Here is a 16,156-nt window from a genome sequence, read left to right on the forward strand (position 1 = left end):
TGTCAACTTGCCAAAGGACTGCGCAGAAAACTAAATACAAAAATATGAAAAAATCTAAGATCATTAAAACCTCTTTAGTTACCAAACACACCTTTATAGACCTGGTAAGCATCATTACCGATCCACAGTTTTTCTGCACGATTCAGGGAGCCGGCTGGTGAATATGGAGTTCCAATACGAAGAGTGTTCACACCACTTGCTCCTGCCATGCCTGCATCAATAATGATAAATGCCTTTTTTCCAAACTCAGGGTCTGCTCCAAAACCACCGTATGCATGCGCCATTGGATTACGTCCACTCATAGCTTCATACAGATTAGACGCGCCATGCATAAACATAAGACCCCCTCCAGCAGCACAACCTATCCCACTAGTCGAGCCACAAATGGCAACCGCACCAGTTATTTCAGCAACTCCTGCCGCTCCTTGAGATAGCCTGTGAAGGTTTTCAGTACCTAAAACTTCTTGAGCAGCCTTATACTCTTGCTCATACACGCCACTCCAATACTCTCCCAACGTACGAGTAGCATCATCCCAGATTTTTCCGTAATCCACGTCTTTAGCCTGATTATACAAGTACTGCATAGCAGCAAAACGCGCACCATTAGAGAACTTGCCACCTGACACAACGGACGCAGTGCCGCCAATAACAGCTGAAATAACGGTGCCCTGTGCAACCTGACCAACTGTCAGATCACTGCCCCCTGGCAAGTAAGCGCCACCAGCTCCTTTCGTTACGCCAGCACTAAAGAAACCATGGCCAAATTTACCGCCTGCCATGACGGAAGATATCCCTCCAATCATAGCATGTGCCGTGATTTGACCTGCAACCTGACCGGATGTCAGTAAATTTCCACCAAAGTCGATGTAATTAGAATATTGAGCACCATTAAAGACCACGTCATCTACGTTTTGTGCTCCCATCTTAGAGAAGTTGGAGCCAATTGCATTCAATACAGTCGCGCTCATATAGGCAATATAAGCAGACTCTCTGGCATATTCAGATGGGACGCCCATCGCCCGGTTATATTCATAGTTCCAAGCTGCTGAACAGGCTGGTGCACCTGGCCCGCAGAATGCCGATGCAACAGAACCCGCAATATGCGTTAAATCTTTACCAAACACCTTAGCAGAAGCACGAATGATATTTCGCGTCAGCTTTTTCAGTGGCTTAATAACATAACCACTCGGGTCGGTGTAAGACAGCGGATTGTTATACACATAACTAAAGGTATTGTAGTTTTGCAAATTGCCCGGTGCCTGCGTAATTGGATCCGGCTGCATAAAACGCCCGGTGAGTGCGTCATAAATACGACCATTCATATGTATGATGCGGCTTTCACCGTCAACCGAGACTGGCTCATGGCCGGTATAACCGCGGGTGTTGTCAGAAATATCAAACAGGAACGCCAGATCAGGGTGCAACCCAACCGCCTTCGCAGCTTTTTCCGTTTCAGATTCTGAGGTACGCAACTGGCCAAACACGTCGTAGCTCATCCGCTTTACAACATTAAAATACTGATCAGTAATGGCCACAATCGATCCCTGATGGTCTGTAAACAGCCACTGTATCGTGCTTCCCTGAGCTTGTTCATCGCCCGAGGTGTACTTTATCGTCGCGTCATTACCCACATAACGCTTAATGTAAGCCTGCTTGTCATTGCCCGATTTGGTCGTTAACTCCAGCGCACCCACATAGTAAACAGTCTGATTGCCATCCACCCGCTTATAGCGGCGGTTGTTAATGTCGTAGTCGAAGATCACGGTTTCATTACGGCCTTCGATTTCCTTCACTTTGTTACGGGTGCTGTATTTCAGGGTCCTTATCGTGGATAAACCACGCTTCATGCGCGTCTGGTTACCGTTAGCATCGTAGAAATAAGACTCTGTTACACGTACATCATCACTCACACTGGCACTACTAAGCGAGGCAGAAAAACGATTCTCCATCAACGGACTCTTTGCTTCCTCACTACCCCAGGTATCAAACTTTGGAGGTGGTGGCGGAAGAATGATAGGCACGCCATTACCATCATCACTCACAAAGTTACTTCTGGAAGTTAGCGCATGGAGGGCTGCACCATGTTGCCCGTATTGCTGATGCCATTTCCCTATTTTTGTGAGGTTACCATTGCTATCGTATTCAAACTGTTGTGTACCATTGATATGCGTCACCCGATTGAGATCATCATAGCCAAACGTTTCCAGCTCAAACCCGGTCAGGGTGCGATTGATCAGGTTACCCAGACCATCAAAGGCATAACTGTCTGACTGGACGGCCTCAAGCTCTCCTTCACCTGAAATATGAGTCAGATCTCCGGTAACAGGGTCATAGGTGATTGCCATCGTCTTACCACCTTTGATGTACTGGCTCACCTGTCCGCGTGTATTTAAGGACTTAACCTGGTAGTAGATACGTCCTCTGCTTCCTTCACGAGCTTCCCTTCGCTCAAACAACTGACCATATTGATAGGTATTTTTCACACCTCTGGCTTCAATATATTTGTCTTCCCCACCGTTATTCATACGGCGGTAGTCATCAAACTGGAAGGCTAGTCTGCCATGAGCATCATAGGCTTGCTGCTGAATGACACACAATGAAGTTAAAGGATCAGCTATAGCCGGTAAGTTGTCCGGATCTGATACTTTGATACGTAAATCATAGTGGTTGGTATCCAGCTCAACATCGTTTTTATCACAAGCACTTGCGCGCTCGAGCGATGTCAGGGTCGCAACCGCGCGGCCAAAATTATCGTAGAAATAAAACTGACGCCAGTCCTGCCCCTGAGAAGCAGAAATTAACTGATGCACATTAGCGGGGCTTTGACCGTATTCCCAGACGCTGTCCCCTTCTGAAAGTCGTTCAGTTTGCAGATAAGCCGCACTGTCCTTACCGCCGGGCTCCGCCCCTAGTACCTGACTCTGATGTGTTTTACGACCCAGTAAATCATAGGTAAAGTACTGAGTGACCTTACGCGCATCAGTCTGGCTTGTAAGCTCACCGAACGCATTATACGTGTATGTCCAGGTGCCTCTGTCAGCATCTTTCAGCTCAATTCTGCGACCAAGCGCATTGTACTCATTGTCTACCAGGACACGACCATTATCCGCTGACGAAGAAACGGTATCCTGATTGCCCATCACATCATAAGTATAGGTAAGCGTGTTACCCATACTGTCAGTGACCTGAACGACCTGACCCAGTGTATTCTTGGTCGTCGTCGTCGATTGTGAAGCATCAGATTCATCGCCAATATGACCACGGATCGTGGTTGTCGATTCCAACCCATTGAACGTCGTTGCCGTTGTCATGCCGGAGTTTTCATCTACGACTTTCTGAACCCGATCAAAAATATCATGGTAGGTTTTTACCGGCTCAGCCTTATGGGCCTCAGTGTGAAGCAATCTGCCGTATTTGTCATAGAAGTTCTTCATTTCCAGTGTGCTACCTTTCACACTGGGTACAATCGATTTATAAGGTCTGCCGGCTTTATCCAGATACTGTGTTTCGAGCAACTCACCGTTAACGTAACGCTGTGACTTCACTGAACACTGGAGCTCAGTACATTCACTCAGATAAGTATAACTATGCGCACCAGTCGTCTGATACTGGCCAATGGCACTGCCAAACGTATCATACAGCTTATAGGTATATACCCCGCCCGGAGAAAGAATACGAGTCGGTGCACCATGTCCGTTACGGACCAGGATTTCTGCACTTTTTGCTACCAGAGCGCCTGAGTTTTCCAGCCCGGCACTCAAGTCAGCGGGAGCGGCATCCACATTTTGCAAGCTATAACGCAGGTAACGACCATCCGCATCATACACATGCTCGGTCACTCGCGTTTGCTTGTCTTCAATCGCACATTGATCACTGTCGTTACTTGTCTCAGTACGTTTGATATTCCCCACGTCATCATAGACATACGTTTTGGTCAATTGCGCATCACAGCTCCCGCCCGGGGCAATGATTTCCTGCTTAAGCATGTACGGATGTGTGTCACTTGCACCGTAATACACAAACGCTGATGTCTTGCTAATGCCGTTATTACCGCTACCATCCGCATGTGTTGCTGTTGCCTTAGTGATCCGGCCAAAGCGTTTGGCTTGTGCCGTGCCGGTATATTCATTGGTGGTGGTGACTTTAGACAGTGCTGTTCCACCACTACCAGAACGAACGAAAGTATGACTACCCGCAGCACTGACATTGAATTTAGTGACAACAGACTCGATCAGATTCGCATTGTTATCCTCATCATAGGTCATGTCCGTTTCACTACATCCATAACCACTGATTGTATAATTGCTATTTAATCGCGCATCACATTCACGGGCATTTTGCAGCAGGGCCTGATACGCCTTACCACCACGATGTTCGATTTCAACATACTTGTATGTATTGTAAGCCCGGCTCAGATATCGGTTTGTTGAAATAATCGAATCCGCTTCGCCCGCTTTTTTGAAGTATTTGTCAGTCGATAAAGGCATGCCTGTGAACGGGAAGTGCTGCAAATAACGCGTTGTTGTAACAATGGCATATTGTTCATCTGTCAGCTGTTCTTGTTTATAGGTGGTTGTAGTCAGAGACTGAAAGCCCAGCATACCGCGCCCACCAAATTGCGCCCGTGCACCTTCATAAAAGTAATCGACAGAAACCGTACCAACATTATTACTGTTCGGGCTGTCCGTTGTGACCTCGCTGACCAGCTGCAATGGCGCTATATACTTGCTCACCTTAAGATCAGAACGTTTTACGTTTTCATCTTGCGTAAACAAGGTTACGTTGCCCTCATATACGCTTGGATCAGTCATGGAGGCATAGTCAATTGCAGTTACGCTACCGTACCCTTGTGTAACCGTCCTCAATAGGCCACTGGTTGGCAGCATGCTGTTATCGTAGCGGATTTCAATAGAACCACCATTTTTGAATAGCAGATCATTGTTGCCATCATAGTCGAAGTCGAAGGTTGTCAGATAGTCACCAGCCAGAGACTGTAAAGTCGCAGTTGGAAGCACAAACTTGTCGACCTGCTCCAGCGTATTGTTTTTTGGTGACCACTCATAATGTGTCCAGTTGGTATCTAGCTTGCCCCGGAAGAACAGGTCTGGTTTACCATTTCGGTCCACATCAATGGCTGTGGGTGTAGTGACATCTTTGTGGATTTCACTACGATCGCTCAAATCAAGATCAACATCGTACGTAAAGTTATGCTCAAACATAGGCTCAGACTGAGATTTGTTGATCCACAACTGCCAGCTACCTGTCTGATCGCCTTTGTACTCATCCCACTCGCTAACATCCAAAAATAACAGATCGACGAGGCCATCAGCATTGGCATCGTTAAGCTGTAGCGAGCGCACTTTTTTAGAGGAGACAATTGATTTTGCTCTGAAACGCTGTACCTGGTTAGTGCCTGTGCCCTCTATACCATGGTTGTAAAACACATAGACACTGTTTGACTGCTTGTCATCACATTTAGAACCACCAGCACATTTCAACGACACAATATCAGCCAGACCATCGGCATTCATATCTGTCAGGAACCACTCTCCATCCTCTTCACTCACTGCGCCAAGCCAATCATCAGTGCTGAAGAGCTTTAATCCTAACGGTGTAGCAAACTGTTTTTTAACAGGATCATAATGGCGCACATAGGCGGATTCTGAACTATCCAGCTTATAGACAATATCGCTGTACCCATCGCCATTCATGTCTGCAAACTGAGGCTCTTTAAAGTACAGTGCACGCTCTCTTTCCTGTGACGCGCTGTCAGATGGCAAAAATAAGTCGGTGATATCCACGCGTTGCAGGGTCTGGCCAACCAGCTCATAGACAGCAAAGTAGTCACGTCCGTAGTTGCTGTCATAGTCCTTTTTCATGTTGACGAACAGCTCTTGCTTTCCATCGTTGTTGTAATCAAAGGTCTCAACAGAAACACTTGCCTCATCATCACCGCGAACAAAGTCCGTACAGGCAAAGCGAGAAGCGTCATCGAGTCTGTCACCACCTTTAAGCAAACATAGCTTGTAGTCTTTACCTTCGTAACGCTCGAGTACCGCGATTTCAGGTATACCATCCCCTTCGCTGTCGACACTTAATACCGCCGCCAGTGCATGTTTCCCTTCTCTGTGATAAGGCAGACTGTATACCTTAGCACTAGACGTGTAAGACAAAGAATCAGAGAAAGCGTCATAGTTAAACTGGATCGGTAGTTTACAAACATTAGCAGCATCACACTGCTTCACAGAAGTCAGCAAACGCAGGCCATTTGCGGCTGTTTCCGTACCTAATACAAAGTGAGACAACACTCTGTCAAAGTGGTTTTTGACTGTGATGCTTTGCAGCTCGGCACGCTCAGATGACATAAGCCCGTTAAAGACGTAGCCAGCTCTGCGTATCTCACCGGCTCGATAATTAAACTCAACACTGTTACCACTGTAGGCTACCTTAGTCAGGACTTTTTCTGTTTCACCCAGCACCTGACCAGAGACAGAGTCACTGTATTCATATTTGATGGCAGTGTCTTCGACTTGCATGTTGTCGTACACAGAATGCAGTAACCAGGTTAATGTTCTGTCGCTTCTGTTACCCAATCGAATTTCACTGTCGGCCGCCCCACCGTAGCGCTTCAGGGTGCCGTCTTTCGCTTTCACAAGAAACTCTATGCTGTCTGCGGTGCCGATTTTTGCAACCGTGACCTGAGAATCCAGCTCAAGCACATAGGTCTCCAGGGGGTTGTAATCATCAAAGTCACCTGTCACATCCGCGGGGATAAGCCTTTGTCCACCCAAACAGAAGCGGTCGCTCTGTGTGAAGGTTAGCGGCTTAAACTGGCCATCCTGTGCAAACGTTTGTGGACAGCGAGAAATTGCGCCACCCGCTCCAATAGACCAGCCCAGCGCCACATTAGAGCTGCCAGCCTGAGAATCGTAGTTTAGCGTTACTTGTGGTGCGACCCCTGCTATACCGGATGGCAATTCAATCGGTACGGTATAACTGGCACTGCCGTTTTCCGTTACCCTGAAGTTACCTTGCGTTGGCGTAAGACGTGCGTGCTGCAAGAGCGCCTCTCGGTCATGCGTCGGCTCTTTTGCTGTACCTTCAGGCAGGTGAACATTGATACCGGACTGTACCACACTATCCTGAATGTAGACCTGCTTGGTCTCAGCATATTGCGGGCTACAGAAGGTTTTGGTATTGGCATTCACTGCAACAGAGATGCACGCACGAGCCCGGAACTTATAGTTACCATTATGCAAGGCCATATTGTAGTTCGTGCTGTCTGAATTAGGGGCTTTTTTACTGCTACTACTTGCAGTAACTCTGGATTCAGACTCATAAGGCTGACCGTTTGCACTCATTTCAAGGTCATAAAATTCAACCGGGCCTGACACTGAAAGCCCTAAAGTCAGGTTACCAAAGTTCTGACTAAGCACATTTATCTCGGGTGTTTGAAAGCCATCTTCTTTGTCGAATGGATCCGTTCCCAGCAGCAATTCAGCCTCGAAGCTGAGTCCGTCACCATCATCATCCGCACTGTAGCTACACGCTTCATTAGTTGTACAGAAATCATAAAAATAGTTGAGTGTTTTCAGCGTTAGCTGGTCATACTGTTCACTGCGGTAAAACAACAGCTCAAGAACAAGGTTTGCTCTGGACATGCCCTGTTCAAGTAAGCCCTGCCAGTAACCATAACCTTGCCCGCCCACCAATACCGTTCTGGCTTCTTGTTGGGAGATATTTTTCACTTTCGCTATCATGGCCAACGTAAAGGCTTCATTTGACATAGCGCTGTTGCTGTAAATCGCAACACCATCTTCTGTAACACTGCCTAAAATCAAGCGTGCCACTTCTTCGATGGACAATAGATCGTTAGTCACCAGGTAGCTCAGAATATTCAGCTGATCTTTTGTTGGAGACTCATCTCTGAGCACAAACATAAGCTCTGTGATCGTCCAGATAGCTTCATCCCTTTGTTCAGGGCGCAACAACTTTGCATCATTTTCAATGGAGTCTTGCCACTGTGGGAAATGTTGGTTCAATAACGCTCCCAGCTCCCCTAACCCCTGCCAATGCATGGCATTACGTTTTATCAACCCAGGATTAATTACGTATACGTCTTTCTCAGTTTGAACATACACATGTCCATCAGCAGAAACCTGAGGCTGCGCAACAACCCCACCGGAACCGGGGAATAAATAATGCCAATAGACCTCACCGTTGTCTGCGTTCAGAGCATACAGTGCTTCGTCCAGAGAGCCGACATAAACGACCGGCGTATCTTCTCCATAGACCTTAGTCAACTGGGCTGGAGCAACAATGGGTCCGCGCGTATCAAACAACCATTGGACACGCTTGCTTGACTCATTCGTATTCGTAATATCGTGCCGGATGCTATAGAAACGATTGTTTCGCGCACCAAAGTAAACATCATCATAGACTCCACCATGGGCCATCGAGGTATTACTCTTGATAAGCGGCATGGCCACGACATCACTGTGTTTTGAAGCATCAGCGATGCCAGCCGGTGTTTTATGGCTCCACTTCAGCTCGAACTTTTGGTCGTCCGTCACTATGTACGCATTCAGACCAGTCTCTGATCCCGCATACAAAATGCCATTTTCGCTGAATGAAAACCCTCTCGAAAGCAGATCAGGACCGTTTTCTGAGCCAGAGCCATCAACGACAATACTGGAATAAATAGGTGCGTCGTTTTTACTGACACCGTTATTCACTTTTAAATAGGCACCACCGTCAATCAACTTATCGGCGACATAGTCGGACACCAACGCTTTAAATCCGTCATGCTGGATAGCCAGATTGTTAGAATAACTGTAGGTTTCAGCGGTTTGGCGCAGTTGTACCTGAAGCGAAGTTTGTGATTGCGAAAAGCCAATCCCTTTTACATATAAGCAGCGACTCGCACCACACTCCTCAATACTCGCAGATTGAATATAAGGAGGCAGATGCTCTACAGTAAACTGCTGACCGGCTGTACACGTACTGCCATCATAACAAGCTTGAATTTCATAGGTTACGTGGCCCTGCTCGGGCTTTTCAATCGTTATCTGGTTCGCAGTGCCCTCGTAGAGCAGATTTGACAAATTGCGATCAATCGGCAGACCATTCCAGCGGTATAGCCTGAACAAGTTCGTTGCCCCGTCATTTTGCTGCTGCCACTTTACGGTATAACGGCCACCCACCTGCGACTTGAGTGCGCTGAATTTAGGTGTATCAGGTGTTGGCTTTGGATGCGAGATCGACTCTGTTGCACAGACTTGTCGATCGGCTTCTTTGATTGTACCTGGGATCGGCTGCCCGTCTGACACCAGATAATTGGTCGCAAGTACGCACACACTGAGTGTTTTAGTGTGGTCGGCATAACTAACGTCGACTTCAACTTCTGCGTCAGTACCTGGCGATTTAATCTCTGCATTTGGTAAAACGTCTCTGGATGAGCCGTTCACATGGGCTGAAAAGTTCAGCTGCTCTGTGTTTAACAGCGCGCTTGCCACAACCCGATAGGTGCCTGAACCGGCAGGGCTGATAACAAGCTTGGGCAACCTTGGTTTAGGCGTGTCCGGATACACTATGTCTAAATAAACAGACGACGTGGAAACCGACTGATTCTTATCATCGTATAACACCGCAGATACCGGCATATTTGAACGAACCACTCCCGGTGTCCACGAAAAATGATGTTCTACAGCTCTATCCCGGTAAAGTGCTATGTTGACTGAATAGGACTGCAGCAGCGTATTTCCAGACCTGAGCTCAATCCGCTTTAACGATTTTGAATCCTTATTAATCGCCCCGATGCGCGCTACCAATGGCACTGGTTTACCAAGGATATGACTGGTGCCTGGGCCAACGTTAACACGCAGCGCTGCACCAAAATAACTCGCAGGCATCACTGTGCGTAGAGATTCGTCCGTATCACCGAACCGGTTAGCCGCATAGACTTTGAAGTTAGCAGAGGAAGCGCTCCCTCCCAGATTATACGTTGCAGAACAACTACCGTTTGCTTTGTTACAAGCACCACTGATGATGGAGCTAGATGGGCAAGGGGCATCTTGAGTAAAACTCCCCCCTCTTCTTGCGCACAACTGCAATGTATCCAGGTAATCCAGGCCACTGTTCACATTAGCTGTGATCGTCACGATATCATCAATAAACGGTGTGCTTGGTGAAACAGTAATTGAAGAAACTGTCAGATCTGCTGGCACGAACTCAACGGTGCCGCTGTTGCTGGCATTGGCTCCCTTTTTGTCGTATACCGTCAGTGTAATACTGGTTTGTGCATTATCGCCGCTGATGGTGCCAAAACTCAGCGTACAGCTTTTACTGCCAAGCCCAGAGAGCGCGCAGTCTTGTTGCGAAACCGTCACAGGGTCCTGACTGTCTCGTTGCAGCGTTACATGTGATAACTTGTTATAACTTTGCGCGTCACCATCTTTTACAGTGAAGCTTACCGATATCGCTTCCCCGGCCGCGCCAAACTCTGGTGAAACAGAAAAGTCACTGATAGTGGGAGCGGAGTTTTTCTCCAGTACAGTAATTTTGCGCGTCTTACTGGTTTGATAGCCCCGGCTATCCTTTACAATCGCTTTGAAGGTGTGCTCACCCACATTAAGCGTGTTTTTATCATAAGACCTAGAACATGTTTTTGACTTCTTGTCACGAGAGGTTTCACAGCTTTTAGCCGTGATAAGTAAGTTATTGCGGTATAAGTTGAATGAAGCGAAGTCAGTGCCTGCATCATAAGCGGTAAAGCTAACGGTAAGCTTCTCATCCTGAACAATGGACGTATCGCTAGATGGGCTCGTGCTGCTGATTTGCGGTTCAGTAACATTGAAGATATCGAGTTTGACAACACAATCATGATCGTACTCTATATAGGTAGGTATCTGGCTGTATGGATCATCATCTTCTTCATGATCTGCTGTTGTCATGCGCACGATGAGATCATATTTCCCGGCAGCAAGCGCCGAAGTAACAACCCTGGGCACACTGTAGTGTTTTTTAGCATGCCTTAACCCACTGGGTAATTCACTTTCAGCTAAGATCCGTGAAGTCCACCCATATAATTTATTGTTCCCTTTATGCAGGGATTTGATACCTTCAAAACTCGTGTAGTCACTGCCTTGTTCAGGATAGTAATATCCCTCGTAATTCCCTGTTAGAGTCAGTTTGAGGTTTTGCTTGTAAGGCAGTTCATAGGCGTTTTTTAAGAAGCAGTTAGTCTCAACTTGATTGGCAACAACATCGTCAGAATAAGCCGATGACCAAACAGCCATGCAAGTGAGCAATAGTTTGTTTATATTTTTCATTATTATAACTCCGCTTCCCAAACTACCTGCATGGTCTGGCTATCCTGCGATGTCGACGGTACCGCTTCCAGACCTAACATGCGTGACATTTGCTGTGTAACTGATTCACTCTGTGGCGTACTTTTTGGAAATGCAATCCCCAGCAATTTATTGCCTTCACGGTAAATAAGCTGAGGCCCTGAGCCCGCAGTATTAACAGCCTCTGTTACGTGTTTGGCGAGCTGAGTAGATTGTGCCGCAGCACGAACCAGCTCAACAGAACCAATAAGTAAGGGCTTAGTCAGCACATTCTTTACTTGTGCCGGCATGATATAGGTTTTTAGCTCAGTTCTAAGGTTGTTCGTATCTAGCACTTTGATGGTGCCATTTCGCTGAAAGACATACAGGCCATTTACCAGTATTTCATTGGCTTCAGATACGGAATTGAAGAAGCTCGACTCACTCTGTGATATTGCTGTATTAAGCTGAGCCTTATCAACCAGCATTGGGGCCGCAATAGCGTTACTATCGAATTGATTGGAACAATTGAGTGTGCCGGGTTGGTTTACATCAACCTTGCAGGCCTTGCCTTTCTCTCCCATCATACTGACAGTGAAGTAAGCAAAACCACCATTAAACACCGGAGCATTAGCGACAACCCCAGCAGTATTGATCGCCCACTCTTTTTGCCAGGTAATGTCTTTTTCGCCTTGTGCACTTTGAATCACCTGACTTTTATATCTGAATAGCTTATCGTCATGGGTTGCAAAATACAGACTTCCATTATGCTCGACAATGGTTCGCTCTATCACATCCAGTCCCAGCTCACGTAATGGCTGAGGATAATTGGATGGCAAAGCTTGTTCTATTGTCCGTTCCTCAGCGAGCGGAGAGACAACAACCTCGCGCTGAATGCTTTGCCCACCAAAGCCGTAGGCCGTTAATGTGTATTTAGTGACGTAATTAATACTTTGCGACAGCGATCTGAATGACGGTGACTTCATTGTCAACGCTGGTTTTGTATATTGATCAACCGATTTGGTAACTGAAATCGCAGTTGCGCCTGATTGCGACCAGTGCAACTGAAACACCTCTCCGGCTTCAACCTGACTGCTCGTAGCATAAAATGCCTGAACTTCGAGGTCTGCATCGACGGTAACGGCATTTTGCTGCCAGGGGGAGCAGCCATGGCGATGGCATGACTTGATTCGAAAAGGACCCGTTTGAGCTGTGCTGGTATAAGGTGTCAGGACCTTATCATTCACCACTCTCCATTGACCATCCTGATAGTGCTCAACGACGTAGTAGTCTGCATCCGCAGCCGGTGTCCATGCCAGCTGAGAGACATTACCCGTTCGTTTAGTTGATAGCCGAACGATATTCTCTGGTATCAATTCAATGGGAATAAAAACTGTGGTTTTGCCAACCTTGATTGGTGTATAAGCTTGCTCAAATGCGTTTAACAGCGGCGAAAAGAGCGCTAAACAGCAAAGCAGTCCTTTAAAGTTCATTTTTAACCTATGTTTCTCAAACGGGAAATCGGCGCGGAGTATACCATATAGACTATTTTATGCACATAAAATATTCATCTCAGGTTCATAATCCAACATTCTTTTTCATAGTGCAGAATTCCTCGCTATACACTTGAAAATTTGATTATATTTTTAGTGAAGGTAAGTATCTCTATTGCGTGAGAATTTACCTTTCACTATTCAGTTAGAGCGCTGCTTAACGCTTCTTTGACTGCGTTTTGAGTAGAACAAAAAAGGCCACAGCAATGCTGTAGCCCAATAAGATCTGACGACCTTTTATGTTTGTTATTATGGATTATCCCTAAAAAGCCGGTGCTTACTCAGCGTCAGCCAGACCCAGTGCTTTGATCATCTTGGTACCGATGTCAACATGGTGCTGTAACGTTGAAAATTGTGCCGTCACGCCTTCAGGACCGAAAGCATACACAGGCACTGGTGCAGCCGTGTGGGTACCTGTACCCCAAACAACGTTTTGCTGTTTCGCCACGATGCGGCCAATTTTAGCAGTGTAGTCTTCAGTGCCATACACATAGAAGTCTGAGAAATCATCAAACTTAGGCAGCGGCACGTTATCACTGTTGTAACCGTTAAACTCGTTCATACGCGCTGCTTCATCAATGGTGACTTGATAAGGTGTGAACAGCTGAATCGCATCTTGCCACTCTTTATCCGTTGAGTTACTAAAGTCATAATCACCGTTTACGTGACCAATCACATCATAGAAAGTCCCTTTTTGTCCGTACAGGATATCCAGTAACTCAAGGCCGCCAAAGTTAAACTTCGGCTTATACTGCTTGCCCTGCATACCATCGCCCGGCAGGTCAACCGCTTCAGGTTTATTGTGGCTTGAGTAACTGAAACCAAAACTACCCGTTTCGTGGTCAGCCGTCACCACAACCAGCGTATCTGTACGCTCTTTCGCCCACTCATGGACTGCTTCTACTGCTTCGTCAAATTTCAGTAGTTCATTCAGCATCCAGCCAGCATCATTAGCGTGACCAGCCCAGTCAATCTGACCGCCTTCAATCATCAGGAAGAAGCCGTCTTCATCTTTAGACAGAATGTCCAGAGCTTTTACTGTCATCTCTTTCAGAGAAGGCTGAGTACAGCTGTTGTCTGCTTTACAATCTCTGTACGCAATACCATCTGCCATGCCCGAGTTTGCAAACAAACCAAGTAGTTTATTAGTATCGGCATCAGCGAGCTGCGCTTTGTCGAATGCAAGTTCGTAGCCGTGCTGCTCTTTGGCCTCAACAACCACATTGCGGTCGTCGCTACGCTTCGACTTTTTATACACGCTGGCTGGCATACCCAGGTTAGCAAGTACTTCTTGATCAGCCGCATCTTCTTTAATATCTGATGGAATAAACACGCGCGCACCACCTGATAGCATGACATCCACCATGCCGCTTTCTACCATCTCTACGGCAATTTCAGGCTCGTAAGAGCGGTGTGGCTGGTGTGCAGCAAATGCAGCCGGCGTCGCATGGGTCAAACGTGTATCTGAAACCAGACCGGTCGCCTTGCCCGCTTTTTTCGCTTTTTCAAGGATTGTTTCAATTACATAACCCTGGTCGTCCAGACCAATCATCTCAGAGCCAGCCGCTTTACCAGTCGCAAGCTGAGTTGCCGAACACGCTGAATCAACAACCAGACTGCCGTTTTCACCATGTGGTGCATTCAGAGATAAACCCAGGTGACCGCCATTAGCAAGCTTAGACAGTGCGGTTTGGTTGTCTTTGCTGTTGTAGGTAGAGTTTGGTGCGCGACGTGCATACTCTTCAAGTAAACCAACCTGTTGAGCACCCATACCATCGCCGATCATCAGGATAATATTCTTCACCTGAGTAACAGGCTTAGGCGCAACTTCAACCTCTTTAACAACCTCAACTTCTTTAACAACTTCAACTTCTTTGATCACTTCAACCGTTTTGGTGTCGTCATCGTTACATGCGGTCAATAAGACGGCAGAGACCGCCACTGCTAATAGCTTTTTTTTCATTGTAGTGTTCCTAAAACGTAATCATCTGAGCCGGGGCACAGTCTAGGGACACTTGATGACTTTTTTATTTCACCTGAGTGACACTTTTTGTTCGGGCACTATTGTTTTTTAATCAAAAAAGTACCCGCAAGGTGGCCGCTCACACCAAAGATAAAGATGCTCAGCAGCACAGTGGCCGTCGTGATCTTCGTAATAAAAAGACTGTGAGGGAGGTTCGACCCCAGCAACATCAGGCTTAACACAACAGAGGCCAGTCCTTTCGGTCCGAACCAGGCAAGTACCACGCGCTCGCGCCAGCCCAGCCTGCAAGCCAGTAACAACAAAACCACAGGAAAGAACCGAAACACGGCCACCGCCAGTAATGCATATGCCCATATCCGCCAGTCAAACGTAGTAAACAACAAAATACTGGCACTGATCCCAAAGATAACCCACAGGATATAAGCCGCCAGATCGGCTATCTGCTCGCTTTCTTCGATCAGTTTGTCTTTAAGCGCATCTCGAAAGCCATAATCAAACAACAAACCACTGATAAACACCGCAATAAACCCACTCCCACCGAGCAATTGGGTGGCAGAAAATACCGCAATGGCAATGCCGATAAATAAAAACGGGCTGCTTTTAGCAGCAAAGAAATGATGACGATAAGTCAATTTAATCAGGTAAACAGACACGACAGTTAACACTAATGCAACAACTAAAGCGAGCCCCACCTCGTGCAAAAATAACGCCCCCAGTGAATGTTCGGCGGGTTGCTGGGTATACAGGCTGCTACCAAGTAAAAAAAGAAAAACCGGTACACACAGGCCATCATTCAGGCCACTTTCAACATTGATCGCCTCACGAAGCTGAGCCGGCACCTGCTTTTCCTGAATAAAGCTCTGACACAAGGCCGCGTCGGTTGGTGTCAGCATAATGGCCAGAATAAAACAGCTCAGCCAGGGCAAAGACAATAACGCATGTGCGCCAAGCGCCGCAAACCCCATGGTCAGAGGCAGCGCAAGCAGCAGTAACAGTGGCAGTTGATAGGAATGTAATAAGACCCTGAGCCGGGTTTTTGCCGCATCTGAAAACAGAAAAATAGCCAGGATCAATTCAACCAGAGGCAGAAACTCACGCAACGTGTCCACCTTCAGCGTCAGCGAATCCTGAAAATACCAGCCCAGGGCACAACCAAACAGCACAAACCACATTGGTCCGGTAAATTCAGCCCGTTGCAACTGACGAATGATAATGGAGTACAGAAAAATGGCCAGCCCCAGCCAGGCCAGCACCAGATAGATTGTTTCCACTCAACGCCTCCTTGGCTTTGT

Annotated in this window: 4 protein-coding genes; all 4 read right to left on the reverse strand. The window is 47.0% G+C overall.

Features of this window, described 5'->3' with window-relative positions; translation table 11 throughout:
* Nucleotides 1–74: 74 nt before the first annotated feature.
* Nucleotides 75–11,330, reverse strand: coding sequence for an RHS repeat-associated core domain-containing protein (locus tag PRUB_RS03670; protein ID WP_010383669.1), 11,256 nt, complete (start codon nucleotides 11,328–11,330; stop codon nucleotides 75–77).
* 2 nt (nucleotides 11,331–11,332) lie between these two features.
* Nucleotides 11,333–12,820, reverse strand: coding sequence for a hypothetical protein (locus PRUB_RS03675; protein WP_010383670.1), 1,488 nt, complete (start codon nucleotides 12,818–12,820; stop codon nucleotides 11,333–11,335).
* A 337-nt stretch (nucleotides 12,821–13,157) separates the two neighbouring features.
* Entirely contained in the window at nucleotides 13,158–14,843 is a 1,686-nt protein-coding gene (locus tag PRUB_RS03680; protein WP_010383671.1) for an alkaline phosphatase, read from the reverse strand.
* A gap of 98 nt (nucleotides 14,844–14,941) precedes the next feature.
* Nucleotides 14,942–16,135 (reverse strand): cation:proton antiporter domain-containing protein, encoded by a 1,194-nt coding sequence (locus PRUB_RS03685; protein WP_010383672.1) that lies wholly within the window; start codon nucleotides 16,133–16,135, stop codon nucleotides 14,942–14,944.
* Between the last annotated feature and the right edge of the window lie 21 nt (nucleotides 16,136–16,156).

Origin of the sequence: Pseudoalteromonas rubra (assembly GCF_000238295.3) — a bacterium.
Lineage (GTDB): Bacteria > Pseudomonadota > Gammaproteobacteria > Enterobacterales > Alteromonadaceae > Pseudoalteromonas > Pseudoalteromonas rubra.

Coding starts and splice junctions, on each gene's coding strand:
- PRUB_RS03680 (WP_010383671.1), bottom strand. CDS start 14,843: ATGAAAAAAAAGCTATTAGCAGTGGCGGTCTCTGCCGTCTTATTGACC.
- PRUB_RS03670 (WP_010383669.1), bottom strand. CDS start 11,330: ATGAAAAATATAAACAAACTATTGCTCACTTGCATGGCTGTTTGGTCA.
- PRUB_RS03675 (WP_010383670.1), bottom strand. CDS start 12,820: ATGAACTTTAAAGGACTGCTTTGCTGTTTAGCGCTCTTTTCGCCGCTG.